21 protein-coding genes are annotated in these 25863 nt (G+C 64.8%); 5 read left to right on the forward strand and 16 right to left on the reverse strand.

Going from position 1 to position 25863, the window contains the following annotated elements:
* The first annotated feature begins 31 nt into the window (after nt 1-31).
* Nucleotides 32-814, forward strand: coding sequence for a helix-turn-helix transcriptional regulator (locus tag L7H23_RS02335; RefSeq protein ID WP_237837755.1), 783 nt, complete (start codon nt 32-34; stop codon nt 812-814).
* Here L7H23_RS02335 and L7H23_RS02340 read toward each other — a convergent pair.
* From L7H23_RS02340 to phaR, 3 genes are read right to left on the reverse strand one after another with little or no spacing between them, the layout of a single operon-like run.
* A complete protein-coding gene (locus L7H23_RS02340; RefSeq protein ID WP_237837756.1) occupies nt 811-3141 on the reverse strand; it encodes a VacB/RNase II family 3'-5' exoribonuclease in 2331 nt (776 codons plus the stop codon). The two genes, L7H23_RS02335 and L7H23_RS02340, sit on opposite strands and share 4 nt — an antisense overlap.
* Complete coding sequence (gene proS, locus L7H23_RS02345; protein ID WP_237837757.1) at nt 3142-4668, reverse strand: proline--tRNA ligase; 1527 nt, start codon at nt 4666-4668, stop codon at nt 3142-3144.
* A 40-nt stretch (nt 4669-4708) separates the two neighbouring features.
* Nucleotides 4709-5248, reverse strand: coding sequence for a polyhydroxyalkanoate synthesis repressor PhaR (gene phaR / locus L7H23_RS02350; protein WP_237837758.1), 540 nt, complete (start codon nt 5246-5248; stop codon nt 4709-4711).
* Nucleotides 5249-5792: 544 nt separating this feature from the next.
* On the opposite strand from phaR, the gene L7H23_RS02355 reads away from it, so the two are divergent.
* Both L7H23_RS02355 and L7H23_RS02360 read left to right on the forward strand, forming a co-directional pair.
* Nucleotides 5793-9089 (forward strand): TonB-dependent receptor, encoded by a 3297-nt coding sequence (locus tag L7H23_RS02355; protein WP_237837759.1) that lies wholly within the window; start codon nt 5793-5795, stop codon nt 9087-9089.
* 88 nt (nt 9090-9177) lie between these two features.
* On the forward strand, nt 9178-10161 hold the full coding sequence (locus L7H23_RS02360) for a 2OG-Fe(II) oxygenase (protein ID WP_237837760.1): 984 nt from the start codon (nt 9178-9180) through the stop codon (nt 10159-10161).
* Here L7H23_RS02360 and alr read toward each other — a convergent pair.
* Together alr and L7H23_RS02370 are read right to left on the reverse strand one after the other, a co-directional pair.
* Nucleotides 10158-11201, reverse strand: a complete 1044-nt coding sequence (alr, locus tag L7H23_RS02365; protein WP_237837761.1) for an alanine racemase — start codon at nt 11199-11201, stop codon at nt 10158-10160. The genes L7H23_RS02360 and alr overlap by 4 nt on opposite strands.
* Before the next feature lie 41 nt (nt 11202-11242).
* Nucleotides 11243-12874: an MFS transporter gene (locus L7H23_RS02370; protein ID WP_237837762.1), complete on the reverse strand. Its 1632-nt coding sequence runs from the start codon at nt 12872-12874 to the stop codon at nt 11243-11245.
* A gap of 105 nt (nt 12875-12979) precedes the next feature.
* Between L7H23_RS02370 and L7H23_RS02375 the strand changes: the two genes are divergently transcribed.
* Complete coding sequence (locus tag L7H23_RS02375; protein WP_237837763.1) at nt 12980-13747, forward strand: cyclase family protein; 768 nt, start codon at nt 12980-12982, stop codon at nt 13745-13747.
* Here the strand turns inward: L7H23_RS02375 and L7H23_RS02380 are convergent.
* The 10 genes from L7H23_RS02380 to L7H23_RS02425 all read right to left on the reverse strand — a co-directional run bounded on the left by L7H23_RS02380 (nt 13744) and on the right by L7H23_RS02425 (nt 23394).
* Entirely contained in the window at nt 13744-14154 is a 411-nt protein-coding gene (locus L7H23_RS02380) for an MAPEG family protein (protein ID WP_237837764.1), read from the reverse strand. The genes L7H23_RS02375 and L7H23_RS02380 overlap by 4 nt on opposite strands.
* Nucleotides 14155-14208: 54 nt before the next feature.
* A complete protein-coding gene (locus L7H23_RS02385) occupies nt 14209-14580 on the reverse strand; it encodes a tRNA-binding protein (RefSeq protein WP_237837765.1) in 372 nt (123 codons plus the stop codon).
* Nucleotides 14581-14584: 4 nt separating this feature from the next.
* Nucleotides 14585-16591, reverse strand: a complete 2007-nt coding sequence (locus tag L7H23_RS02390; protein WP_237837766.1) for an acetyl/propionyl/methylcrotonyl-CoA carboxylase subunit alpha — start codon at nt 16589-16591, stop codon at nt 14585-14587.
* Between the two features lie 16 nt (nt 16592-16607).
* Nucleotides 16608-16973 (reverse strand): hypothetical protein, encoded by a 366-nt coding sequence (locus L7H23_RS02395; RefSeq protein ID WP_237837767.1) that lies wholly within the window; start codon nt 16971-16973, stop codon nt 16608-16610.
* Nucleotides 16970-17974 carry a biotin synthase BioB gene (bioB, locus tag L7H23_RS02400; RefSeq protein WP_237837768.1) on the reverse strand — a complete coding sequence of 335 codons (1005 nt, stop codon included), beginning with the start codon at nt 17972-17974 and terminating at the stop codon, nt 16970-16972. The genes L7H23_RS02395 and bioB overlap by 4 nt, the downstream gene beginning before the upstream one ends.
* The gene (locus tag L7H23_RS02405) at nt 17971-18336 is read right to left on the reverse strand and encodes a hypothetical protein (protein ID WP_237837769.1); all 366 of its coding nucleotides are present in this window, start codon (nt 18334-18336) and stop codon (nt 17971-17973) included. Before L7H23_RS02405 ends, bioB begins: the two co-directional genes overlap by 4 nt.
* A complete protein-coding gene (scpA, locus tag L7H23_RS02410; RefSeq protein WP_237837770.1) occupies nt 18333-20480 on the reverse strand; it encodes a methylmalonyl-CoA mutase in 2148 nt (715 codons plus the stop codon). The genes L7H23_RS02405 and scpA overlap by 4 nt, the downstream gene beginning before the upstream one ends.
* 81 nt (nt 20481-20561) lie before the next feature.
* A complete protein-coding gene (mce, locus tag L7H23_RS02415) occupies nt 20562-20999 on the reverse strand; it encodes a methylmalonyl-CoA epimerase (RefSeq protein WP_237837771.1) in 438 nt (145 codons plus the stop codon).
* A gap of 10 nt (nt 21000-21009) precedes the next feature.
* Complete coding sequence (locus L7H23_RS02420; protein WP_237837772.1) at nt 21010-21759, reverse strand: hypothetical protein; 750 nt, start codon at nt 21757-21759, stop codon at nt 21010-21012.
* A gap of 102 nt (nt 21760-21861) precedes the next feature.
* Nucleotides 21862-23394: an acyl-CoA carboxylase subunit beta gene (locus tag L7H23_RS02425; protein WP_237837773.1), complete on the reverse strand. Its 1533-nt coding sequence runs from the start codon at nt 23392-23394 to the stop codon at nt 21862-21864.
* A 108-nt stretch (nt 23395-23502) separates the two neighbouring features.
* On the opposite strand from L7H23_RS02425, the gene L7H23_RS02430 reads away from it, so the two are divergent.
* Nucleotides 23503-24912, forward strand: coding sequence for a helix-turn-helix transcriptional regulator (locus L7H23_RS02430; protein ID WP_237837774.1), 1410 nt, complete (start codon nt 23503-23505; stop codon nt 24910-24912).
* Here the strand turns inward: L7H23_RS02430 and L7H23_RS02435 are convergent.
* On the reverse strand, nt 24909-25802 hold the full coding sequence (locus L7H23_RS02435) for a LysR family transcriptional regulator (RefSeq protein ID WP_237837775.1): 894 nt from the start codon (nt 25800-25802) through the stop codon (nt 24909-24911). The genes L7H23_RS02430 and L7H23_RS02435 overlap by 4 nt on opposite strands.
* Nucleotides 25803-25863 lie beyond the last annotated feature (61 nt).

Below are 25863 nucleotides of genomic sequence, written 5' to 3' on the forward strand. Positions count from 1 at the left end.
TCGGCTAGCCCGATGAGCGAAGGAGATGGTCATGCAAGTCGCACCCCTCGGCGAACAGCTTCGCGAATGGCGCACGCGCCGCCGGATGAGCCAGATGGACCTCGCGCTCGACACCGAAATGTCGACGCGGCACCTGAGCTTTATCGAGACCGGGCGGTCGAAGCCGAGCGCGGCGATGCTGCAGCGGATCGCCGACTGCCTCGAGGTGCCGCACCGCGCACGCAATGCGCTGCTGCTCGCGGCGGGCTACGCCCCCGATTTTCAGGAGCGCCCGCTCGACAGCCCCGAAATGGCAAGCATGAGAGCCATCGTCGAGCATGTGCTGAAGGGTCACGAACCCTATCCGGCGCTCGCGGTCGACCGGCACTGGAACATGGTCGCGGCGAACGACGCGATCGCGATCCTGATCGAGCAGGTCTCGCCCGCGCTGCTGGCGCCGCCCGTCAATGTGCTGCGCATTGCGCTGCATCCCGACGGGCTGGCGCCGCAGATCGTGAATTACGGCATGTGGCGTACGCATATCCTGCACCGGCTCGACTTGCAGATCGAGGCGAGCGCCGATGCGCAGCTTACCGCGCTCCGTGAGGAGATTGTCGGCTATGCGGTCGAGGCGAACGACAATGATATCGGGACAGTCAGCAGCATTGCGGTCCCGCTGGTGCTCGATACGATCGCGGGGCGGATCAGCTTCGTCTCGACGGTGACGATCTTCGGAACGCCGGTCGACATCACGCTGTCGGAGCTGGCGATCGAAGCCTTCTTTCCGGCGGATGCGGAGAGCGCGGCGCTGTTGCAGAAGCTGGCGAAGGCTTAGCGCTTTCGCCCCTGATGGCGGATGTTCGACGGCCGACCGCGCTTGCCCACCATATGCTTGCCGGCCCCGTCTTTCCTGGCTCCCTTGCCCTTCACCCCGTCGCGGCGCGGCGGGCGGTTGCGGAACCCGCCCTCAGGCGCGTCGGGAAGCTCGAAGCGCAGCGCGCCGCTGATCGGATTGGCTTCCATCAGACGCAGCTCCAGCCGCTGGCCGATCGAATAGCTCACCCGGCCATGCTCGCTGTCGAGCGTCCGCGCCGCCTCGTCGTAGAAGAAACGCTCGCTGCCGAGCGCCGATACCGGCACCAGTCCATCGCCGCCGAGCCCGTCGACGGTCGCAAAGAAACCGAACGGCTGCACCCCGGTGATCCGCGCGGGCACGATCTCGCCGGTCTTCGTCGCCAGATAGGCCGCGACATAACGGTCGATCGTCTCGCGCTCTGCCTCCATCGCACGGCGTTCGAGCGCGCTGATCGCCTCACCGATGCGCGACAGCCCCTTGCGGTCGGCCTCGCCCAGCCCCGTCCGTTCGGGCAGGCCCTTGGGCTTGCCGGGGACCTCGAGGCGATAGCTGTCGACGAGCGCGCGGTGGACGATCAGGTCGGCGTAGCGTCGGATCGGCGAGGTGAAATGCGCGTAAGAACCGAGCGCGAGGCCGAAGTGGCCCGAATTGGCGGGGCCGTAGTAAGCCTGCGTCTGGCTGCGCAGGATCGCTTCCATCAGTTGCGGCAGGCGGTCATCGCCCGAGAAGCCGTCGATCAGCCGGTTGAAGACGGCGGGTGTGATCACCTGCCCCAGCGCGAAGCTCTGCTCGAAGGTTTCGAGATAGTCTTTCAGGCTGACGAGCTTCTCGCGGCTCGGCGGTTCATGAATACGATACATGACCGGCGATTTCTTGGCCTCGAGCGCCTTCGCCGCCGCGACGTTCGCCGCGATCATATAATCCTCGATCAGCCGCATCGAATCGAGCCGCTCACGCACGCGAATCTCGGCGATATTGCCCATCTCGTCGAGCCGCACCTGCCGCTCGGGCAGATCGAGGTCGAGCGGCGCGCGCGCGGCGCGCGCCTTGGCGAGCAGGGCCCAGCAGCCCCAGAGATTTTTGAGCGTCGGCAGCACGTCGGCATCCCAGCCCTCGTCGGGCTGATCGGCATCATAAGCGGCCTGCGCCCGCTCATAGGCGATGTTCGCGCGAAGCCGCACCAGAGCCCGCGTGAAACGCCATGACGTCACCTTGCCGTGCTTGTCGATCGTCAGGTGGCACGCCATCGCGGCGCGATCCTCCCCCGCCTTCAGCGAGCAGACGCCCGCCGACAAGGTCTCGGGCAGCATCGGCACGACCTGATCGGGGAAATAGACGCTGTTGCCGCGTCGCCGCGCCTCGCGGTCGAGCGCACCGTCGGCGCGGACATAATAGCTCACATCGGCAATCGCGACGATCGCCTTCCACCCGCCCTTGTTCGTCTCGTCCTCGTCGGGGATCGCCCAGACCGCGTCGTCGTGATCGCGCGCGTCGATCGGGTCGATCGCGACGATCGGCAGGTCGCGCAGATCCTCGCGCCCGTCGGGCGTGAGCGGCAACCTCGCCGCGCGCTCGGCTTCTTCCAGCGTCTCTTCATTGAAGACGTGCGGGATTTCGTGCCGCGCGATCGCGATCATGCTGAGCGAGCGCGGCGCAAAGGGATCGCCGATCACATCGATCACGCGCGCCTTGGTCGCGGGACCGCGGCCCGACAATTCGGCGCGGACCAGATCGCCGATCTGCGCATCGCCCATATCCGAGACGGCGAAATCGAAGCGCGCGCGCTTGTCGGCCGGACGGAGCCAAATGACCGGCTTGCCCCCCGGACCGGTGTCCGAGACGAGCACCCCGATGATCGCCTCGCCGCCCGCCTGAAGCTTCTTCATCGGATGCGCGACATGCCCGCTGCCGCGCTCCTCGGTCCGCGAAAGGATACGATCACCGATGCCCAGCGCACCCTTGCGACCCTTTTCCATGACGCGAAGGCGCGGTGCGGGGCCGCTGCCCTCCCAGCGATCGGGCACCGCCCAGACGGCATCGCCCTCGACCGCCGCAACGCGCAGCACGGTGACCTTCGGCAGCCCGCCATGTTTGTGGAAGGCCCGGCCCGGCGCCATGTCGACGAGCCCCTCGTCGGTCATATCCTTGAGCTGCGCCTTCAGCGCGATCTTGTCCGCGCCATGCAGGCCGAAATGCTTGGCGATCTCACGCTTGCCAACCGCGCCGGGGCTGTCCTGGATGAAGCGCAGGATCTGCTCGCTCGTCGGAAGCCCGGCGGGTTTCGGCCGTTTCGGTCCTTTGGCCAATTAATAGGTCCGTCCGATGAGCACGCGTTCGACCGCCGGCTCGCCGGTGAAGAAGCAGGCCCCGTCTGTCGGCGCCGCATCGAGCGGCGTGTTGCGCATCGTCAGCTTGAGCGCCTTCAGCTGCTCGACGATCTTCTCCAGCGCCGCGCCGGTCGGACGCGACCATTGCACCTCGACCCAGCCGACGAACTTGTCGTCGCCTGCGAAGTGCGCCTTCAGGTCGGTGACGTCGCGGCGGATATTCGAATGCAGCCGCTCCTTCGCCTCGGCGTGGAGGTTCGCCTGGATGTCCGTCAGCGTCGCAACGGCACTTGCGACGAACTCGTCCTTCGCGACGAACGCCGTGTCGAGCTTGCCGCTCTCCTGATACAGTCGATCGCGGCGGATCACCGCCACATTGCCGCCGGCGACATCGCGCGGACCGATCTCGACGATGATCGGCGCACCCTTCTTGACCCAGCCCCAACGCTTGGTCTGCGCCTTGTTCGCGCTCGCGTCGAGCAGCACGCGCACGGGTTCGCGGAAGGCGTCGAGCGCCTTCAGCTTCGTTTCGAGATCGCGGCAATAGTCGAGGATCGCTGCGTCTTCATCATTGTCGCGCAGCATCGGGACGATGACGATCTGGTGCGGCGCGATGCGCGGCGGGCAGCGGAGGCCATCGTCGTCGCCATGCGTCATGATGACGCCGCCGATCATGCGCGTCGATGTGCCCCAACTCGTCGTGTGACAGAGGCTGTGGCCGCCTTCCCTGTCCTGATAGCGGATGCCCGCGGCCTCCGCGAAACCGGTGCCCAGATAATGCGAGGTGCCAGCCTGCAGTGCCTTGCCGTCCTGCATCATCGCTTCGATCGAATAGGTCGCCACCGCGCCGGGGAAGCGCTCGTTCTCGGGCTTCTCGCCGGCGATCACCGGCATCGCGAGGACGTCTTCGGCGAAACTGCGGTACATTTCGAGCGCGCGCAGCGTTTCCTTCATCGCGTCGTCGCGGTCGGCGTGCGCGGTATGGCCTTCCTGCCACAGGAATTCGCTGGTGCGCAGGAACATGCGCGTGCGCATTTCCCAGCGCACGACGTTGGCCCACTGGTTGACCATCAGCGGCAGGTCGCGCCAGCTCTGCACCCAGCGGCTCATCGCCGAACCGATCACCGTCTCCGACGTCGGGCGGACGATCAGCGGCTCCTCGAGCTTTGCTTCGGGATCGGGGATCAGCTTGCCCTTGCCGTCCTGGATCAGCCGGTGGTGCGTGACGACTGCCATTTCCTTCGCGAAGCCGTCGACGTGATCGGCTTCCTTCTCGAAGAAGCTCAGGGGAATGAAGAGCGGGAAATAGGCATTCTGGACGCCGGCATCCTTGATCGCGGCGTCCATCACCTTCTGGATGCGCTCCCAGATGCCATAGCCCCACGGCTTGATCACCATGCAGCCGCGCACGCCCGATTCCTCGGCAAGGTCGGCCTCGGCAATGACGTCCTGATACCAGGCCGCAAAGTCGGCCTGACGGGTTACGCTGAGCGCATGCTTGATCATCTGTCCTGTTTTCTGTTCTGGGAGCGGGAGAGCGCTCCGGTTATTTCCTGGCGGCGAGCTCGGCCTTCAGATCGGCAATCTCGGCCTTGAGTGCCGCGATTTCGGCATCCTTCGACTTGCTTCCCGCCGCGCCTGGCATGAAGGCACTCGTCGCCTGCTGGAACATTTCCAGATTGCGACGCGTCAGTTCGGCAAGCGGGTTCGATCCCAGCGCGCCTTCCAGGGCGGTGCGGATGTCCTGCTGGTTCTTGCGGAAGGTCGCCATCGACGCTTCCAGATATTGCGGCACGGCCGACTGCATCTTGTCGCCGTAGAGGCCGATCAGCTGGCGCAGGAAATTAACCGGCAACAGCGTTTCGCCGCGCGTTTCGGTATCCATGATGATCTGCGTCAGCACATTGTGCGTGATGTCCTCGCCGCTCTTGGCATCGACAACACGGAAGTCGCGACCGTCGCGGACCATCGCGCCCAGGTCGTCGAGCGTGATGTAGCAGCTCCGTTCGGTATCATAGAGCCGACGATTGGCGTATTTCTTGATGGTGACGACATCGCCGTCCGCTGCCGTCTTCGACTTGGCCATGCTGACCCGAGCTCCTCTATCCCATGGCAAAGGCGACCCCGCCACGACCACTCTGTTGCGCGAGCCCGATGCATTAGCACCAAATTATGATGCATCGCAACATGCGCTCCGCATGCAATATTGCGCTCGCACCGATTCGGCCTAGCGACCGCCTGTTGCGGCGCGAACAAAGCTTTCCGGCCTGCCAGGCAACGGATGTGCCCCGACGCTGGCCGCACCCCTTATGCGCCGTTTCGCCACACTTCGACTGACACCGATGACAGGGCACGAGCGCAACTTCGTTACAATGGAAACCAAATTGAAGCATGATTCCATGCCTCGGCTCCGACATCGAATCCAATCATGTCCCAAGCGAGCAATCATCATTCGACGCCCAGGAGACTTGGCCCTCCGGCGGGCTGTTGCGAAAAAGCCACAGCGCCACATGCTTGACCCACGCTTGTAAAAAATTCGCCATCTGGGGCTTGTGTCGCCAGAATTTTCCGTCTTTCTAAGGCCCAATCCGTTCGTCAATTTCTTGCGAGCGGTAAACGGGGAAATCATCATGAAGAAGACTAGCCTGCTAGTTCGGGGCTCTGCCCTGACTCTTGCTTTGTTCAGCGCCATGCCGGCGCTGGCGCAAACCGACACGGTTGCCGGCGACGAGGATACCGCCGAAGCAGCGTCGGAAGGGACGATCGTCGTCACCGGTTCGCGCATCCGTCGTCCGAACCTCGAATCGGCCGTTCCGGTCACCTCGATCAGCGGCGACCAGTTCTTCCAGCAGGGCGACACCAACATCGGTGACGCGCTCAACGACCTGCCGCAGCTCCGCAGCACCTTCGCGCAGCAGAACCCGGGCCTCGGCGTCGGCATCGCCGGCCTCAACCTGCTCGATCTTCGCGGCCTCGGCACCTCGCGCACGCTCGTTCTGGTCAACGGCCGCCGCCACGTCGCGGCCGACATCCTGAACAATGCGGTGTCGCCCGACATCAACACCATCCCGAACGATCTGATCGAACGCGTCGACATCGTGACCGGCGGCAACTCGGCCGTTTACGGTTCGGACGCGATCGCCGGCGTCGTCAACTTCGTGCTGCGCCGCGAATTCGACGGCCTGCAGATCCGCGGCCAGGCAGCGACCTCGGACCGTGGTTTCGGTGGCAACCAGTATGTTTCGGCCATGTTCGGCAAGAACTTCGCCGAAGGCCGCGGCAACGTCACCCTGCACGGTGAATATGCCCATCAGGAGCGTATCTTCGCTTCGGATATTCCGTGGCTCCGCCAGCAGGACGGCCTCGGCGTCATCGACGTCGACACCGCCGGTCTGCCGAACGGTTCGGACGGCTTCCCGGATCGCGCCTTCATCCGCGACATCCGCAGCGCCAGCATCAACCGCTATGGCCTGATCCCGATCACGCAGTCGGGCACCGCCCCGGGCTGCGGCGTCGGTATCGGCTCGACCAACGGCGCTCCCGGCCAGGGTTCAGGCTCGTCGGTCGGCACGCCGTACAACTGCACCTATGTCTTCACGCCCGAAGGCCGCCTGACGCCCCAGACCGGCACCCGCTATGGTCAGGGCATCATCGGCGGCATCCGCGGCGGCAACGGCCAGACGGGCCGCGAAGACCAGCTGCTGTCGGTCATGCCGTTCCAGGAACGCTACAACTTCAACCTCCTCGCCCACTACACCGTGAGCGATGCGTTTGAACCGTTCATCGAAGCCAAGTGGAACCGCATCAACACGCTCGGTTCGAACGCCGGTCCGTCGTTCATCCAGGGCACCTTCGGCCAGTTCGACTTCCGTGAACGCGTCCGTCTGGACAACCCGTTCCTGAACCCCGCCGACCGCACGACGATCGCCAATGCGATCCTCGCTTCGGGTTGTAACCCCAGCCTGTCGCAGGCCTGTAACGTGACCGGCATCTCGAGCTCGTTCACCCGTTCGACCCGCGCCGACACCCCGCAGGGCATCGGCGGCCCGCTGAACGCCACCGACATCGCGATGATCAATGACGGTTCGTACCGCATCATCGACGCGCGTCACCTGGCCGACTCGGGCATCCGCGACGAAGAATTCCAGCGCGACACCTATCGCATCGTTGCCGGCCTCCGCGGCCAGTTCAACGAAGACTGGAACTACGAACTGTCGGTCAACTACGGCAAGTTCAAGGAAACGACCACCACCTACGGCTACCTCGATCGCCAGCGCTTCCTGCTGTCGCTCGACGCCGGTCGCAACCCGGTCACTGGCGCGATCCAGTGCCGCTCGCAGTTCGACCCGGCCTCGGCCGTGGCGTTCAACGCTGCCGGTGGTGCGTCGCGTCTGGCCAGCGACATCGCGGCTTGCGTTCCGTACAACCCGTTCGGTGGCACCGACAATTCGGCTGCTGCTCGCTACTTCACGTACAACGCAGTCAACAAGGCCAGCCTGTCGCAGCTCGACATCCTGGGCTTCGTCGGCGGCGACCTGAGCCAGCTCTTCGAACTGCCGGGCGGTCCGATCAGCTTCGCGATCGGTGGCGAGTATCGCCGCGAAGTCGCGAACTATGTCAACGACCCGTTCATCGTCAGCGGCGCGACCAACGCCGTCAACGTCGGCATCTTCGATCCGCCGGCCTTCGAAGTGAAGGAAGCCTATGGCGAACTTCGCATCCCGCTGCTCGCCAACATGCCGTTCGCGCATGAACTGACGGTTTCGGGCGCTGGCCGCGTTTCGGATTACAAGGGCTCGGTCGGCACGGTGTGGACGTACAACGTCGGCGGCGAATATGCCCCGGTCGAGGACATCCGCTTCCGTATCAACTACGGCAAGTCGGTCCGCGCGCCGAACGTTTCGGAAACCGGCTTCCCGGCGGTTCCGAACTTCGCGCCGAACTTCCTCGATCCGTGCGCCTCGGGCCAGATCGCGAACAACGCCAACCGTGCGGCCAACTGTCTGGCCGACCTCGGTGCGACGCTGCTCGCCGGTCTTCCGAACGTTGCCTACTCGCTGCCGATCATCAGCGGTTCGAACCCGAACCTGAAGCCGGAAGTCTCGAAGTCGCTGACCATCGGCGGCGTCCTGCAGCCGCGCTTCATCCCGGGCCTGTCGCTCAGCGTCGACTATTACGACATCAAGGTTGATGGCGTGATCGTTTCGCTGACGGCCCAGACGATCGCGAACAGCTGCTACGACCAGCCGACGCTGAACAACCCGCTCTGCGCGGTGTTCACCCGCTGGCGTGGTCCGGGCACCAGCCCGGGTGGCTACCAGCCGGGTCAGATCCTCGAGAACTCGCTGGTCTCGGCTCCGGTCAACTTCGCACGTCGCGTCCGTCGCGGTATCGACGTGAACTTCAACTACCGCACGGCGCTGACCGACAAGGTCAAGCTCGACACCCAGGTGATCTATGTGCACGGCCTCAAGTCGAGCAACTTCGAGAACCCGGCGATCCCGACGTTCGAAAACCGTATCCTGAGCGAGCTCGGCGATCCGAAGAACGAATTCCGTTGGGACGTCGATCTGGAAGTCGGCGACGTGACCTTCGGTTACCGTCTGCACTACATCAGCCCGATGTCGGTGAACTTCTACGAAGACTTCAACGAAGTTCCGGGCGCCTGCACGGCGAATGGCTGTCCGCCGCTGAACTCGGACTATGCCGACGTTCAGGCCTATTCGAGCGTGTTCTACCACGACATCCGTCTGCAGTGGAACCTGCGCGACCTCGGTGGCATCGGCAGCGACTATCAGCTGACGCTCGGTATGGACAATGTGTTCAACCGCAAGCCGCCGCTCGGCTCGACGGCAACCGGCGCGGGCAGCGCGATCTACGACGTTCGTGGTCGCACGCTGTACGCCGGCTTCAAGGCCCGCTTCTAAGCAGCCTTGCCGCAAGGCAAAATCGGGGGACGGGAGCATCGCTTCCGTCCCCCTTTTTTTGCCCGGCACACTCCGGTAGGAAACCAGCATGATCGCCGCTGATCCCGTCTCCCGTCAGGCGCAGCGCCTGTTGCAGGCGGGCGAAATCGACCGCGCGGCGCAGCTGCTTTCCGGCGCGGCGCAGCGCGGCGATCCCGACGCGCTTCACGAACTCGCCCTCTGGCATGTTTACGGGAATCCTGTGCCGCGCAATTTCGCGGTCGCCCGTGCGCTGTTCGAAAGGGCGGGTGCAGCCGGCCATCGCGGCGGGGCACTGACCCATGCCGTGTTCGTGGCGATGGGCGCAGGCGGCCCAGCCGACTGGCGGCAGGCGGTCGCGCTGCTCGATGCAGCCGCGCAGAAAGATCCGGTGGCTCGCCATCAGCGCGAGCTGATAGCTGCCATGACGCTCGATACCGATGGAAGCCCCGCCGGCGTCCCCGCAATCGAGGTGCAATCCGCCTCGCCCCGCGTCGGGGTGGTCCGGGCCTTGTTCACGCCAGCCGAGTGCGCGCATGTGATCGAACTGTCACGTCCGCGCCTCCAGCCCTCGATCGTTGTCGACTCCCGCACGGGCCGCGAGGCGCCGAACCCGATCCGCACCTCGGAAGGCACCGTTCTGGGGCCGATCCAGCAAGACCTTGTCGTCCACGCCCTCAATCTTCGCATTGCCGCGGCCAGCGGAACGCGCGTCCGGCAGGGCGAGCCGCTGTCGGTGCTGCGTTACGCGCCCGGGCAGCAGTATCGGCTCCACCACGATTGCCTGCCGGGAGAAGCGAACCAGCGCACCTCGACGCTGATCGCCTACCTCAACGACGGCTATGCGGGCGGCGCGACGGAGTTTCCCGCCGCCAGCATCGCGTTCCGGGGCGAGATCGGCGATGCCGTGCTGTTTGCCAACACCATCGACGACCGCCGCGTCGACGAACGCAGCCGGCACGCCGGCCTGCCGGTGACGAGCGGCGAAAAATGGGTGTGTACGCGCTGGATACGCGCGCATGATTTCGATCCGTGGGGCGCTTATCCCGCCTAGATCCAGTAACGGTCGAAGCGGCCCCCAAGGCCGGTGAGCAGCTCATATTGCGAGAGGCCGCTTCGTGCGGCGACTTCCGGCAGGTCGTAATCGAGGGCAATCCAGTCACCTTCGCCCAGCCCGTCGGCCTCGCCGGCATCAAAGGCGACCAGATCCATCGACACGCGTCCGGCCAGAGGCAGCGTCCGCGCCTGCCAGCGCGCCCCGCCCGACCCGGAATGGCAACGAAGATAGCCGTCGGCATAGCCCATGTTCGCAATCGCGATCCGGCTGGCGCGCGCCGCCGTCCATGTCGCTCCATAGCCGACCGTCTCGCCTGCCGGAACGTCGCGCAATTGCAGCACCCGGGCCTCGGGAAAGGCCACCTGCCGTATGGCGCCGTCGGCTTCGCGGCGCGGAACTCCGCCATAGAGCGCGAGCCCGGGGCGCGTCAGGTCGAAGCCGTAGTCGGAGCCGAGACAGATGCCGGCGCTGTTGGCGAGGCTGTAGCGCCGCGCCGGGATCCGCTCCCGCAGCGCGCGGAACGCCGCCAGTTGACGATCATTCTGCTCGCTATCCTCATCGGCCGAAGCGAGGTGGCTGAGCAAGGTTTCGATCTTGAGGCCTTCGAGCGCACCGCCAAGCGCCTCTTCCGGACGGAGGCCGAGCCGGTTCATGCCGGTATCGACCATGACGTCGCACGGCCGCCCCTCGCCGCTTTCACGCCAGCGCGCGACCTGATCGAGGCTGTTGAGGACGGGGCGCGCCGGCAGCGTGCGCGCGGCGACCATGTCGCTCGCACCGACGCCGTGGAGGACCGAGAGCGACACATCGCCGGCGAGCGGCATCAGCGCCGCCGCCTCGGCCCATGTCGCAACGAAGAAGTCGCCGCATCCGGCGGCGGCAAGATGCTTCATCACGCCGCGCGCACCGAGGCCGTAACCATCGGCCTTGATCGCCGCGCCGCATGCCGCGCCGCTTTGCGTCGCGAGCCAGCGCCAGTTGGAAACGAGCGCGGCGGAATCGATGCGGAGACGGAGGGGCGATGCGATGTCGATCATGCCCCGGCCCTAGACGGCTTTGGGCGCAGCGCCAATGGGCGTCAGGTCGGCGTCGGCTTGTCCCATTGATCCTTCGCGGGTTCCTGCAGCATGAAAGCTGAAACGAGGAACGCCACCAGCACGACACCCCACGTGTACCAGAGTCCGGCATAGGCATTGCCGGTCACCGCCGCGATCAGGCTGGCGATGAACGGCAGGAAGCCGCCGAAATAGCCGGTCCCGATATGATAGGGGATCGACAGCGACGAATAGCGGACGTGCGGCGGGAACATTTCGGACAGGAGCGCCGCAACCGGACCATAAGTGAAGCCCGACAGCGCGCTGAGGCCGAGTAGTGCCAACAGGATTACCGCAAGGCCTGCAGGGCCGGGGATCTGCTTTTCGAAATCATAGCCCTTGGCCTCGAGCGCGGGTTTCAGCACCGCCGGATCCTCACCTGCAACCTCGCGGTCGCCGATATTGACCTTTACCGCGTCGAGACCGCTGCCCGAGGCGACAACCTTATAGGGTACGCCAAGCTTCGTCAGTTCGGCGATAGTACGACCACATGCCGTCGCCTGCGGGCCTTGCGCGAACGGGTTGTACGAACATTGGCTTCCGGTGACGACCACAGGCGCCTTGGCCGCTGCAGCCTTGAGGTCGGGATTGGCCACGCTGCCCATCCACCAGAAGAGCGGGAACAACAGCACAAGCGTCGCCGCATAACCCCAGACGATGGGTTTCTTGCGCCCGATCTTGTCGGAAATGTGCCCGGCCCACAGGAAGAACCCCATGCCGAGCGCCGCGGCAATCCCGACGATGATATCGGCGGCCGTATCGTTCATCTTCATCGGCCCTTGCAGGAAGCTGCGGCCCGAGAACATCGCGGTGTACCAGATCACCGTCAGGCCGGCGGCGATCCCGAACAGCGCGACGAAGATGCGTTTCGGATTTCCGGGATAGGTGAAGCTCTCCTTGATCGGGTTCTTCGCGATCTCGCCCTCGGCCTTCATCGCCTGAAACACCGGGCTTTCGGAAAGCTTGAGCCGCATCCACAGCGAGATCGCGAGCAACAGCAGCGACAGCAAAAACGGCACGCGCCAGCCCCAGCTTTGCCAGACCGCGTCGGACATCAACGCCTTGCAGCCGAGAACCACGATCAGGCTGAGCACGAAGCCCCCAACGACGCTCGCCTGAATAAAGCTGGTGTAGAAGCCTCTTTTTTCCGGTGGCGAATGTTCGGCGACATAGACTGCCGCGCCGCCATATTCGCCGCCGAGCGCCAGTCCCTGCAGCACGCGAAGCAGGATGACGATGATCGGCGCCGCAATACCGATCGTTGCCGCGGACGGGATCATGCCGACGCCTGCGGTCGCGATGCCCATCAGGGTCACCGTGACGAGGAAGGTATATTTGCGACCGAGCCGGTCGCCGAGAAAGCCGAACAAGACCGCGCCCAAGGGCCGGAATCCGAAGCCGACCGCAAAGCCGGCCCAAACGAGCAGCACCTCGAGCGTCGCGTTGTCGCTGGGAAAGAAGGCCTTGCCGATGATCGCAGCCAGCGTGCCGTAGATGAAGAAATCATACCATTCGAAGATCGTCCCCGCCGACGAGGCGGCGATGACCATCCGGATGTCCTTCGCGGTCGGCTGATAGGTCGCGCCATGATCGGCGACGGCGGCTGCGTCGGTCATATACTCTCCCCTGCCCCGGTTCCGGGCCTTGCGCCATCTCTAACGGGCGTCCGGTGCCGTGCAAGCCTTCTTGGCGTAACGTCAAAGCGGTGGCAGACTGGGGTTATGACCCAGTTCATCGACCTTTCGATCCCGATCACCAACGATGTCGTCTCCGACCCGCCGGTGATGCGTCCGCAGATCACCTATATGACCCACGAGAATACGTGGGAGCAGATCGCGATGTTCTTTCCCGGCCTGACGAAGGACGACCTGCCCGACGGCGAAGGCTGGGCGGTCGAGAGCCTCACTTTGAGCACCCACAACGGCACGCATATGGACGCGCCCTGGCATTTCCATTCGACCACCGATGAAGGCGCGAGCGCGGCGCCGAGCATCGACGAGGCGCCGCTCGACCTGTTCTTTCGTCCGGGCGTAAAGCTCGACTTTTCGGATCGGCCTGCGGGGCATGTCGTCAGCGGCGGCGAAGTCGAGGCCGAGCTGGCACGGATCGGGCATACGCTTCAACCACTCGATATCGTGCTCGTCCAGTCGGGCGCGATCTATGGCACCGACAATTTCACCGACCAGGGCTGCGGCATGGGCGCCGAGGCGACGCTGTACCTGACCGAACGCGGCGTGAAAGTCGTCGGCACCGACGCGTGGAGCTGGGACGCGCCGTTCAGTCACACCGCAAGGCGCTGGGCCGAAACGCGCGACCCTTCGATCATCTGGGAAGGCCATAAGGCGGGCCGCATCAAGCCCTATTACCAGATCGAGAAGCTGACCAACCTAGCTGCCCTGCCCGCGACCGGCTGGACGCTGAGCTGCTTCCCGGTGAAGATCGAGCGCGCCAGCGCGGGATGGATCCGCGCGGTGGCGCTGATCGACTAGAGGTTCTGCGTCCCCAGCACCCAGAGCGTCCACAGGCTCAGCGCCGCCAGAACGCCGAAGGTCGCGACCACCCCGACCTGGCGCCCGAGCGGGGCCTTGCCCGGCTCCGACGGCGTATAAAGGCCGATGATATGGCCGACGCGGCCGATCAGGAAGATCGCGCCGAGGATCATCAGCGCCATATGATTGGCGCGCACCGTTTCGAGCAGCCCGAGCAGGATGATCGTGATCGGCGCATATTCGGCAAGGTTGCCGTGCGCGCGGCTCGCGCTGATCAGCTTGGCGTCGCCATGGTCGCCGAACGCAGCTTTCAGCCGCAGGCGCTGGCGCACGGTATCGATCGCGGTGACGAGCAGCAGCAGCGCGCAGACAGCCGCGACGAATGCGGTAACCGGTAATGTCATCATCACTCTCCCTCTTCCCGCGTGCAGCCTAACCGGCAACGCGCGCAGGCGAAAGGGTCAGAAGAGCCGCGAGCCGTTCGGGACGGTGCGGTCGGGCGCGAACAGGATCACCGCGCCCTCTTCGTCAGCGAACCCCAACGTCAAAACTTCGGACATGAATTTACCGATCTGGCGCGGCCGAAAGTTGACGACCGCGGCGACCTGACGGCCCGGCAGGTCGCCCAGTGCATAACGGTCGACGATCTGGGCGCTGCTCTTCTTCACCCCGATTGCCGGGCCGAAATCGATCTTCAGCTTGAACGCGGGCTTGCGCGCCTCGGGAAAAGGCTCGGCCTCGACGATCGTGCCGATGCGGATGTCGACCTTCAGGAAGTCGTCAAAAGTGATCGCTTCGGCCGCGCCGGCATCCTGATCATGATGGACGTGCAAGGCGTCACTCCATCTCCAGGATCACCGCGTCAACGGCCAAGCTATCGCCCTGCGCCGCATTGACGGTCTTTACGACGCCCGATTTTTCGGCGCGGAGGATGTTTTCCATCTTCATCGCCTCGACCGTCGCGAGCGGCTGCCCGGCCTCGACCTTGTCGCCTGCGCCGACATGCAGCGCCACGAGCAGCCCCGGCATCGGGCAGATGAGGAATTTCGACAGGTCAGGCGGGATCTTCTCGATCATATGTCCAGCGAGCGGCGCGACATGCCAGGGCAGCACGCGCACGTCATGGATGTGGCCGCGCGTGGTCATCTTCCACCCGGTGCGCGTCTTCGCGACCTTCACCGCGAGTTCGGTCTCGTCGATCTCGGCCACCACGAGCCGGTCGCCCGGCGTATATTCAAGCGCGATGTCGATCCTGTCGCCCTCGACCTTGATATGCTTCTCGCCGATCTTGACCTTGTGCGCGGCGCCGTCGATCGACACCTGCCACTTCGCCGGCGGTTCGAGCCGGTCGCCGAGCTGGCCGTCGGTGCGGCGGGCGCGGTCGGCTTCGGCGCTCGCCATGAAGCCCGCGATCGCGGCAAGCGCGCGCGAAATCTTCGCGTCGGTCGGCGCGCCGTGAAAGCCCTCGGGATATTCCTCGGCGATGAAGCCCGTCGTCAGCTCACCCGAGCGGAACCGCGGATGCTGCATGATCGCCGAGACGAAATCGATATTGTGACCGAGCCCTTCAAGCTCGAAGCGGTCGAGCGCCGCGATCTGCAGGTCGGCGGCGGCATCGCGCGTCTCGCCCCACGTCACCAGCTTGGCGATCATCGGGTCGTAGAAGATCGACACCTCGCCGCCCTCCTCGACCCCCGCGTCGACGCGCACACCATCGACGCCGCGCTCGTCGCCTTCCCACGCCGGAACGGGGGTGCGATAGCGCACAAGCCGCCCCGTCGAGGGCAGGAAGCCGCGATAGGGATCTTCGGCATAGACGCGGTTCTCGATCGCCCAGCCGTCGATCTTCACATCGTCCTGCGTCATCTCGAGCTTCTCGCCCGCCGCGACGCGGATCATCTGCTCGACGAGATCGATACCGGTAATCGCCTCGGTGACCGGATGCTCGACCTGCAGGCGGGTGTTCATTTCGAGGAAGTAGAAGCTCTCGCCCGTCGGGTCGGCGCCCGACACGATCAGCTCGACCGTGCCCGCGCTGTAATAGCCGACCGCCTTCGACAGCGCGACACACTGCTCGCCCATCGCTTTGCGCATCGCGGGCGACACGAAGGGCGACGGCGCTTCCTCGACCACCTTCTGGTGGCGGCGCTGGATGCTGCACTCGCGCTCGTTGAGGTACAGCGTGTTGCCATGCTGGTCGCCGAGGATCTGGATCTCGATGTGGCGCGGGTTGAGGATGAACTTCTCGATGAAAACGCGGTCGTCGCCGAAGCTGTTGAGCCCCTCGCGCTTCGTCGCCTCGAAACCCTCGCGGACGTCCTTTTCGTCATAGGCGAGGCGCATGCCCTTGCCGCCGCCGCCGGCGGACGCCTTCATCATCACCGGATAGCCGATCTCGTTCGAAATCTCGACGGCATGCTCGGTGTCGCGGATCTCGCCGACGAAGCCGGGGACGACGTTGACGCCGGCTTCCTTCGCGAGCTTCTTCGACTCGATCTTGTCGCCCATCGCGGCGATCGCGTTCACCGGCGGGCCGATGAAGGCGATATTTTCCTTTGCCAGCGCCTCGGCAAAGCTGGTGCGTTCAGACAGGAAGCCATAGCCCGGATGCACCGCCTCGGCGCCGGTCGCCTTGCACGCCGCGATGATCTTGTCGGCGATCAGATAGGATTCCGACGCGGGAGAGGCACCGATATGCACCGCCTCGTCGGCCATCTGCACGAACGGCGCGCGCGCATCGGCGTCCGAATAGACGGCAACGGTCGCGATGCCCATGCGCCGCGCGGTCTTGATGACGCGGCAGGCGATTTCACCACGGTTGGCGATCAGGATTTTCTTGAACATTTTGCCTAACTTCCAATCATTGCGATGTCTGAGAGGCAGAGAACTTCGTCCAGCGCCGCTCTAGCTTTTCGATCTTTTTGATTTCAGGCGTGCCCGTTTTGTCAACGGAGACGAGCCACTTATCAAAGTCATTCCGCGCGAACTTCTGGCCCAGCTCTGTCAACTGGGACCAACGGATCGTAAGATCCGGTCGGCGTTCCACCTTAAGATCGCCTGACAGTAGGCCCTTCGCCGCGAGAAACTCAGCAAAGACATACTGGCTTTCTGCTGCCTCGCGATTCCAGTTGGGGTCGGGCCGTTCTCCGCCCTCGTCCGATATCGTAACCTTTACCGCCAACATGCTCGGTACATCGACCACGACGAAATCGCTCGGGTCGCTCACTCCGCCGCCTCCATCCGCATCGGCTCTTCGCTGACCATCGGCACGATCCCCAGCTTCGCGAACAGTGCCGCGTCGGCATTATCGCCGCGGTTGCCGGTGGTAAGCAGCTTGTCGCCGGTGAAGATGCTGTTCGCGCCCGCCATGAAGCAGAGCGCCTGCGTCGCCTCCGACATGCTCTCGCGTCCCGCCGACAGGCGGACCATCGACTTCGGCATGGTAATGCGTGCGACCGCGATCGTGCGGACGAACTCGATATCGTCGATCTTCGCGAGCGGGGTGTCGGCGAGCATGTCGCCGAGCACGGTGCCCTTCACCGGCACCAGCGCATTGACCGGCACGCTTTCGGGATGCCGCTCCAGCGTCGCGAGCGCGTGGATGAAGCCGACGCGATCAGTGCGGGTTTCGCCCAGCCCGACGATCCCGCCCGAGCAGACATTGATCCCGGCGTTGCGGACCTCCTCCAGCGTATCGAGCCGGTCCTGAAAGGTCCGGGTCGAGATGATATTCTCGTAATTCTCCGGGCTCGTGTCGATATTATGGTTGTAATAGTCGAGCCCCGCGACCGCGAGCGTCTGCGCCTGCTCCTTGGTGAGCATGCCGAGCGTCATGCAGGTTTCCATGCCCATCTGGCGCACGCCCTCGACCATCTCGACGATTGCGGGCATGTCGCGGTCCTTGGGGTTGCGCCAAGCGGCGCCCATGCAGAAGCGCTTCGACCCCGAATCCTTTGCCTGCGCCGCCGCCTGCAGCACCGCGCGCACGTCCATCAGCTTGGTGGCTTTCAGCCCGCTGTCGGCATGCTTCGACTGCGAGCAATAGCCGCAATCCTCGACACAGCCGCCGGTCTTGATCGACAGCAAGGTGCAAAGCTGCACCTCGCCGCGCGCATGATGGCGGCGGTGGACGCCCTGCGCCTCCCACATCAGTTCGTCGAAGGGCAGATCGAACAGCTCGGCGATTTCCTCGCGGGTCCAGTCGGTGCGGATGGTGTCCTGCGTCATGCGGGAAGGCCTTTCAGGAAGAGATAGAGAAATCCACCGACGCCGAGCGACAAGGCGATCGGCGCGCCGGTGCGATAGAAGGTCAGCCATTTGCCTTTGGTCTGGCCCGTCGCCTTTTGGCGTACGATTTCGCTGGTTCCGCTGAACGCCATCAGCGCGGCGAAGCCGACCAGCACGATCACCGCGATCATCGATCCCTTCGCGGCCTTATCGGCACCCGCTCCGGTAGAGATCGCAAGTACGCCGCCCAGCGTCAGAATAGACAGCGACGTCAGATGCTTGAAATAATCGTAGAGATAGGCCGACCGGTCATCGAGCTCGGGCACCACGGCGACCTTGGCCTCGTCGATATCGTCGCTCATGCGGCATCCTCCAGCGGCGGCATATTGTGGCCGAGCAGGCGCAGCACGTCGGCGGCACATTCGACCACGTTCGAGCCGGGGCCATAAATGCCCTGCACGCCCGCGTCGCGGAGATAGTCATAGTCCTGCGGCGGGATGACGCCCCCCGCGATCACCTTGATGTCATTGCGCCCAGCTTCGCGAAGCTTGTTGATGAGCTCGGGGATCAAAGTCTTGTGACCGGCGGCAAGGCTCGACGCGCCGACCACATCGACGCCGCTGTCGAGCGCGAGCACCACGGTTTCCTCGGGCGTCTGGAACAGCGGGCCGGACACGACATCGAAGCCCATGTCCCCGAACGCCGAGGCGATGACATTCGCGCCGCGGTCGTGGCCGTCCTGCCCCATCTTGGCGACAAGCAGCTTTGGCTTGCGTCCCATCCGGCGTTCGACCGCCGCGACGCCGTCGAGCACCTGCTGCCAGCGCGCATCGCCCTCATAGGGCGCAGCATAGACGCCTTTCACCGGGGTTGGCTGGGTGCCGTAACGGTCGAAGCTTTCCTCCATCGCCGACGAAATTTCGCCGAGCGTCGCACGCGCGCGCGCAGCCTCGACCGCATGCGCGAGGAGGTTGTTCTCGATCGATTGCTCGCCCGCCGCAGCATCGCGCAGCGCCTTCAGCGCTGCCTGACACGCGGCCTCGTCGCGGCCCGCCTTGGTCTTGTTGATCCGCGCGATCTGCGCCTCGCGGACCTTGGTGTTGTCGACCTCGAGCGTTTCGAGCAGATCTTCGTTCGCGAGGCGATATTTGTTTACGCCGACGATCACATCGTCGCCGCGGTCGACGCGCGCCTGCCGTGCCGCGGCGGCGGTCTCGATCATCGCTTTGGGCCAGCCGGCGGCGACGGCCTTCGCCATGCCGCCTTCCTTCTCGACGCGTTCGATGATCTCCCACGCCTGATCGACCAATTGCTGCGTCAGCGCCTCGACATAATAGGAGCCGCCGAGCGGATCGACGACCTTGGTCATCCCGGTCTCTTCCTGGATGACGATCTGCGTGTTGCGCGCGATGCGCGCCGAGAAGTCGGTCGGCAGCGCGATCGCCTCGTCGAGCGCGTTGGTGTGGAGCGACTGGGTACCGCCCAGCATCGCCGCCATCGCCTCGATCGTCGTGCGCATGACGTTGTTGTACGGGTCCTGCTCGGTCAGCGAGACGCCCGACGTCTGGCAGTGCGTGCGCAGCATCTTCGACCGCTCGTCCTTCGCGCCGAGGTTCGTCATCACGCGGTGCCACAGCACGCGCGCGGCGCGGAGCTTGGCGATCTCCATGAAGAAATTCATGCCGATCGCGAAGAAGAAGCTCAGGCGTCCGGCGAACTTGTCGATGTCGAGCCCGCTGGCGACGCCATAGCGCACATATTCGGCGCCGTCGGCAATCGTAAAGGCGAGCTCCTGCACCTGCGTCGCGCCGGCTTCCTGCATATGGTAGCCGGAAATCGAGATGCTGTTGAACTTGGGCATCTCGCGGCTGGTGTAGCCGAAGATATCGCTGATGATCCGCATGCTCGGCTCGGGCGGGTAGATGTAGGTGTTGCGGACCATGAACTCCTTCAGGATGTCGTTCTGGATGGTCCCGTCGAGCAGCTTGCGCTCGACCCCCTGCTCTTCGCCCGCGACGATGAAGAAGGCGAGGATCGGAATCACCGCGCCGTTCATCGTCATCGACACCGACATCTGGTCGAGCGGAATGCCGTCGAACAGGATCTTCATATCCTCGACGCTGTCGATCGCGACCCCCGCCTTGCCGACATCGCCGACGACGCGCGGATGGTCGCTGTCATAACCGCGGTGCGTGGCAAGGTCGAAGGCGACCGACAGGCCCTTCTGCCCCGCGGCAAGGTTGCGGCGATAGAAAGCGTTCGATTCCTCGGCGGTCGAGAAGCCCGCATACTGCCGGATCGTCCACGGCCGCCCCGCATACATCGACGCACGCACGCCGCGCGTGAACGGCGCGAAGCCGGGCAGGCCCGGATCGGCAGTGACGTCCTCAGCCGTATAGAGCGGCTTGACGTCGATCCCCTCGGGCGTCGCCCAGGTCAGGTCCTTGCCCTTTACTTCCTTTTCGGCGGCGGCGGCCCATTGGTCGAGGGTTGGCTTGTCGGTCATATGCAGTCTCTACGTTGTGATCCCCGGCGCAAGCCGGGGCCTCGTGCGGTCATGGGTCCCGGCTTGCGCCGGGAACACAAATCAATGCGCCTCTTTCGGCGTCTCCATAATCTCGGTCAGCACCCCGCCCATATCCTTGGGGTGCAGGAAGAAAATCAGCGTCCCATGCGCCCCGATGCGCGGTTCGCCCAGCACCCGCTTTCCCATCGCCTCGAACTCGGCTTTCGCGGCGTGGATGTCGGGGACCTCATAGCAAAGATGATGCTGTCCGCCCGCCGGGTTCTTTTGCAGGAAACCGGCGATCGATTCATTGCCCGGCAATGGTTCGATCAGCTCAATCTGTGTGCCGTTTAACCCGCTGTCGGTCGGAGTATCGACGAAGCACACCTTCACGCCCTGCTCGGGCAGATCGAACGGCTCGTGAATCTGCGTCGCCCCCATCACGTCGCGGTAGAAGGCGATGCTGTCGGCGATCGACGGCGTCGCGACGCCGATATGATTGAGACGACCCAGCTTCATTGCATTCTCCTCAGCAGCCCGGAACCTTGTCTTTGCCCACAAGCGCATATTCTCCGTCCTTCAGCACATATTGCTGCCTGAACGCCTTGGTGCCGGTGTAACCGACGGTGAAACTCTTGCCGGGTACCGCCGCGACGATCTGACCGTCATAGCCCTGCTCGGTCTGGCCGATGCCCGCGCCCGAGCCCATCGCATCGGTGAAGCTGCCACGATCGACCGGCCCGTCGGGGGTCAGCTCGGTCACGACCGCGCTGCTGATCAGGCAGCCCTGCCACACGCCGCCACCGGCGGTGACCAGATAGGGGTTTGCCCCGAGCAGCCCGGTAAAGGCCCAGCTCGTCGCACCATTGCCGACCGTCCCGGTCGCGCCGAGCCCGATCCACTCGCCCCGCTTCACCCAGCCCGTCGGGCTTCCCTTCAGATAGTGGACCGCGTTTACGCCGCCTTCGCTGTGCCCCGCGTCCTCGAGCGAGCCGACGCTCAGCAACGCGGCAACACCATTCTCCATCATGTGGATCGCGACGGGCCGGAAATGATAGGTCCGCTCGTCGATCTGGCGCACCGCTTCGGGGGTCGCGCCCTTCTCCAGTCCGAAGGCCGTCCGGAACGCGAGCTCGATCGTCGTATCTTCCTCATCCCCGAGTTTGATCGGGAAAGATTCGCGCTTTTCGCCGACGGGCGTATCGGGATCGAACGCCCATGCGGCAGGCGCCGCGGCCAGAAGCGGAAGGATCGACAGGGGGAGAAGAAGCTTACGCATTTCAAACCTCATTGGAAAATCAAGACCATCGCGGCAGCGTAGCCGCCCGACGCTCTTGCCTCCAGCCCGGCAGCGACGATGTGCGGGGCGTCACAACATTCGTCACAACGGGATATTGTCATGCTTCTTCCACGGGTTTTCGAGCTGCTTGTTCCGCAGCTTCCGCAGCCCCAGCGCGATCCGCTTGCGCGTGTTGTGCGGGTGGATGACCTCGTCGATATAGCCGCGTGACGCCGCAACGAAGGGATTAGCAAAGCGGTCCTCATATTCCTTCGTACGCTGCGCGATCTTTTCGGGGTCGCCGATGTCGCTGCGAAAGATGATCTCGACCGCGCCCTTCGCGCCCATCACCGCGATCTCGGCGGTAGGCCAGGCATAGTTCAAATCGCCGCGCAGATGCTTCGACGCCATCACGTCATAGGCCCCGCCATAGGCCTTGCGCGTGATCACCGTGATCTTGGGCACCGTCGCCTCGGCATAGGCGAAGAGCAGCTTCGCGCCATGCTTGATGATGCCGTTATATTCCTGCGCCGTGCCGGGCAGGAAGCCGGGGACGTCGACGAAGGTAACGATCGGGATCTCGAACGCGTCGCAGAAGCGCACGAAGCGCGCCGCCTTCTTCGACGAATTGATGTCGAGCACGCCCGCGAGCACCAGTGGCTGGTTCGCGACGATGCCGATCGTGCGGCCTTCGATGCGCCCGAAGCCGCAGATGATGTTCGCGGCGTGCGCCGGCTGCACCTCGAAGAAATCGCCTTCGTCGACCGTTTTGCGGATCAGCTCGTGCATATCGTACGGCTGGTTCGCGTTCGGCGGGATCAGCGTGTCGAGGCTGGCTTCGGCGCGATCATAGGGATCGCTCGTCGGCCGCACGGGCACGCCGCTGCGGTTGTTCTCGGGCAGATAGTCGAAGAAATCGCGCGTTGCGAGCAGCGCCTCGATATCATTTTCGAACGCAATATCGGCGACCGAGCTTTTCGTCGTGTGCGTGATCGCGCCGCCCAGCTCCTCCTGCGTCACCACCTCGTTCGTGACGGTTTTGACAACATCGGGGCCGGTGACGAACATATAGCTGCTGTCCTTCACCATGAAGATGAAGTCGGTCATCGCGGGGCTGTAAACCGCGCCGCCCGCGCACGGGCCCATGATCAGGCTGATCTGCGGCACCACACCCGACGCCAGCACATTGCGCTGAAACACCTCGGCATAGCCGCCCAGCGAGGCGACGCCCTCCTGGATACGCGCGCCGCCGCTGTCGTTCAGGCCGATGACCGGCGCGCCGACCTTCATCGCATTGTCCATCACCTTCATGATTTTCTCGGCATGCCGTTCCGACAGCGAACCGCCGAAGACGGTGAAGTCCTGGCTGAAGACATAGACGAGGCGGCCGTTGATCGTACCGCTGCCGGTAACGACGCCGTCGCCCGGGACGATCTGGTCCTGCATCCCGAAATCGGTGCAATTATGCTCGACATAGGTGTCGAGCTCCTCGAACGAGCCCTCGTCGAGCAGCACGTTCAGCCGCTCGCGCGCGGTCAGCTTGCCCTTGGCGTGCTGCGCATCGATGCGCTTCTGCCCGCCTCCCAGGGCTGCGGCGGCGCGGCGGCGTTCCATTTCGGCGATATTGGCGGACATGCGGCTCTCCGATAGTGTCGAATGCGCCGTCTGCCCCTGCCCGCGCGCCGATGCAAATGCGAATTTGCAAAGTTGCAAAGTGCAAGTTTGCAAAGTAGTCTGCGCGCCATGCAGCCAACCCGCCTCTACGCTGGGCGACAACTTCGCCAACTTCGGGAAACCCGCACCATCCGGCAGGCCGACTTCGCCGCGCAGCTCGGCATCTCTGCGTCGTACCTCAGCCAGATCGAGCATGACGATCGCCCGCTGACGCCGGCGCTGCTCGACCGGCTGCAAAAACTCTTCCCGCTCGAATGGGAAGAGGTGGCGGCCGAGGCCGGCGATCGCCGCGCGGGCGCGCTCCGCGAGGCAGCCGCCGATCCGCTGTTTGCCGCCTCGCCCCTGCCCCCCGAACAACTCGAGCGCGCAGCGCTGCAACAGCCGCAACTGGCCGACCAGTTCGTCGCGCTCCACGCCGCCTATCGCCGCGCGGGCCAGCGGCTGCAGATCATCGACGAGGCGCTGACCGGCGGCACCGCCGAGGGCAGCCGCCTGCCATGGGAAGAGGTGCGCGACTGGTTCCACGATGCAGGCAATTATGTCGACAGCATCGACCGCGCTGCCGAAACGCTGGCGGGCCAGCTCCGTGGCAAGGACCCGTCGCCCGCGATCGAGACGATCGAGCGGAGATTGCGCGACGCGCTCGGCATATCGATCGTCTATAACCAGACGCAGACCCTGCGCGATTTCGATGCGACGATGCGGCATCTGGTGATCGACCCGTCGCAGCCCGCCGAAACGCGCCGCTTCCAGCTGGCGCACCAACTCGCCGCGCTCGCACTGGCGAACGAGATCGCCGCGGTCGTCGAAGCGTCGCCGCTCCGTACCGCAGCGGCTCGGCAGCTCCTTCACGTCGGCCTTGCCAATTATGCCGCGGGCGCGGTGCTGATGCCCTACGCGCCCTTTCGCGCCAGCGCCCGCACCGTGCGGCACGACATCGACCGGCTGCGCCTCGAATATGGCGTCAGCTTCGAACAGGCGTGCCACCGCCTGTCGACGCTTCAGCGTCCCGGCGCACGCGGCATTCCGATGTTCTTCTGCCGCGTCGATATGGCCGGCAATATCACCAAGCGGCACAGCGCGACGCGGCTGCAGTTCGCGCGCTTCGGTGGCGCCTGCCCACTGTGGATCGTCCATGAGGCCGCGGCGATCCCAGACCGCATCCTCTTCCAGCTCGCCGAGACGCCCGACGGCCTGCGCTATGTGTCGATGGCCAAAGGGCTGGTGAAGCCGTCGGGGAGCTACGCTCGCAGCCCGCGCCGCTACGCCGTCGCGCTGGGCTGCGAGGCGCAATATGCTGCCGACTTCGTCTATGCCGACGGGGTCGATGTCGCCGCGCCACAGGCAGCGACGCGGATCGGCCTGTCGTGCCGTATCTGCCCGCGCGACGATTGCGATCAGCGCGCCTTCCCGCCAAGCGACCGCCCGATCCTGGTCGACCCCGACCGGCGCGATGTCGTGCCGTACCGGATCGGCTAGGGCGCGATTACCAGTTCATCGTCGAGGAAGTCGAGGAAGGCACGAATGCGTGCCGCGGCACGATCCTCGGCCGCGTAGAGCGCATGGATATCTTCCCCGTCGCCCGGGTGGTAATCCGCGAGCACTTCGACAAGGCGTCCTGCCGCAAGATCGCCAGCGACGTGGAAATGGCCGTGCCGCGAAATGCCACCGCCCGCGATGGCCATCTGGCGCACCATATCGCCCGAATTGCCGAAGAAGCTGCCATGGACCGGTCGATGAACGACCCGCCCGCCGATGCAGAAGGGCCAGCTGTCGACCGAGCGGCGAAAGCTGAAGCGCAGGCAGTCGTGCGCGTCGAGATCATCGGGCACTTGGGGCGTACCGCGCCGTGCAAGATAATCGGGGCTCGCGACCAGCGCCATGCGGCTGCGCCCGAGCTTCTTGGCGCGAAGGCTCGTGTCGCGGAGCGGGCCGATCCGGATCGCGATGTCGGCGCGCTCTTCGACCAGGTCGACGATCGCATCGGACAGCGCGAGGTCGAGGATGATTTCGGGATAGCGGGCCATGAAGCGCGGCAGGATCGGCAGCAGCGGCACGCTGATCGAGGGCGACGCGTTGACACGCAGAAGCCCACGGGGCCCCTGCTTTTCGCGACCGAGGCCGTTCTCGACCGCCTCGATCTCGGCGAGCAGCACGCTCATCCGGTCGCGATAGGCAGCCCCCTCGGCGGTGAGCGCAAGCGAGCGCGTCGTGCGGCGAAACAGGATCGTACCGAGACGCTCCTCGAGCCGCGCGATACTGCGGCTCACGGCCGATGGCGTAAGACGGAGGGCCTTGGCCCCTGCCGCAAAGCTTCCGCCGCTCGCCACCGCAAGGAAAGTCTCGATATCGCCGAACCGGTTATCCATCGCCATTCCTGATTTCAAATCATCACTGAAGTGATGAAGCGCATTCTAATCAACAATGGTG

This window comes from Sphingopyxis sp. BSN-002 (assembly GCF_022024275.1).
In the GTDB taxonomy this organism is placed as follows: Bacteria; Pseudomonadota; Alphaproteobacteria; order Sphingomonadales; family Sphingomonadaceae; genus Sphingopyxis.

Excerpts from the sequence above, each read along its gene's own strand:
- L7H23_RS02355 (WP_237837759.1), top strand. The coding sequence starts at position 5,793 with ATGAAGAAGACTAGCCTGCTAGTTCGGGGCTCTGCCCTGACTCTTGCT.
- L7H23_RS02430 (WP_237837774.1), top strand. The coding sequence starts at position 23,503 with ATGCAGCCAACCCGCCTCTACGCTGGGCGACAACTTCGCCAACTTCGG.
- proS (WP_237837757.1), bottom strand. The coding sequence starts at position 4,668 with ATGATCAAGCATGCGCTCAGCGTAACCCGTCAGGCCGACTTTGCGGCC.
- L7H23_RS02380 (WP_237837764.1), bottom strand. The coding sequence starts at position 14,154 with ATGATGACATTACCGGTTACCGCATTCGTCGCGGCTGTCTGCGCGCTG.
- L7H23_RS02360 (WP_237837760.1), top strand. The coding sequence starts at position 9,178 with ATGATCGCCGCTGATCCCGTCTCCCGTCAGGCGCAGCGCCTGTTGCAG.
- L7H23_RS02435 (WP_237837775.1), bottom strand. The coding sequence starts at position 25,802 with ATGGATAACCGGTTCGGCGATATCGAGACTTTCCTTGCGGTGGCGAGC.
- alr (WP_237837761.1), bottom strand. The coding sequence starts at position 11,201 with ATGATCGACATCGCATCGCCCCTCCGTCTCCGCATCGATTCCGCCGCG.
- L7H23_RS02335 (WP_237837755.1), top strand. The coding sequence starts at position 32 with ATGCAAGTCGCACCCCTCGGCGAACAGCTTCGCGAATGGCGCACGCGC.
- L7H23_RS02390 (WP_237837766.1), bottom strand. The coding sequence starts at position 16,591 with ATGTTCAAGAAAATCCTGATCGCCAACCGTGGTGAAATCGCCTGCCGC.
- bioB (WP_237837768.1), bottom strand. The coding sequence starts at position 17,974 with ATGACGCAGGACACCATCCGCACCGACTGGACCCGCGAGGAAATCGCC.
- scpA (WP_237837770.1), bottom strand. The coding sequence starts at position 20,480 with ATGACCGACAAGCCAACCCTCGACCAATGGGCCGCCGCCGCCGAAAAG.
- L7H23_RS02370 (WP_237837762.1), bottom strand. The coding sequence starts at position 12,874 with ATGACCGACGCAGCCGCCGTCGCCGATCATGGCGCGACCTATCAGCCG.
- L7H23_RS02405 (WP_237837769.1), bottom strand. The coding sequence starts at position 18,336 with ATGAGCGACGATATCGACGAGGCCAAGGTCGCCGTGGTGCCCGAGCTC.
- mce (WP_237837771.1), bottom strand. The coding sequence starts at position 20,999 with ATGAAGCTGGGTCGTCTCAATCATATCGGCGTCGCGACGCCGTCGATC.
- L7H23_RS02375 (WP_237837763.1), top strand. The coding sequence starts at position 12,980 with ATGACCCAGTTCATCGACCTTTCGATCCCGATCACCAACGATGTCGTC.
- L7H23_RS02420 (WP_237837772.1), bottom strand. The coding sequence starts at position 21,759 with ATGCGTAAGCTTCTTCTCCCCCTGTCGATCCTTCCGCTTCTGGCCGCG.
- L7H23_RS02425 (WP_237837773.1), bottom strand. The coding sequence starts at position 23,394 with ATGTCCGCCAATATCGCCGAAATGGAACGCCGCCGCGCCGCCGCAGCC.
- phaR (WP_237837758.1), bottom strand. The coding sequence starts at position 5,248 with ATGGCCAAGTCGAAGACGGCAGCGGACGGCGATGTCGTCACCATCAAG.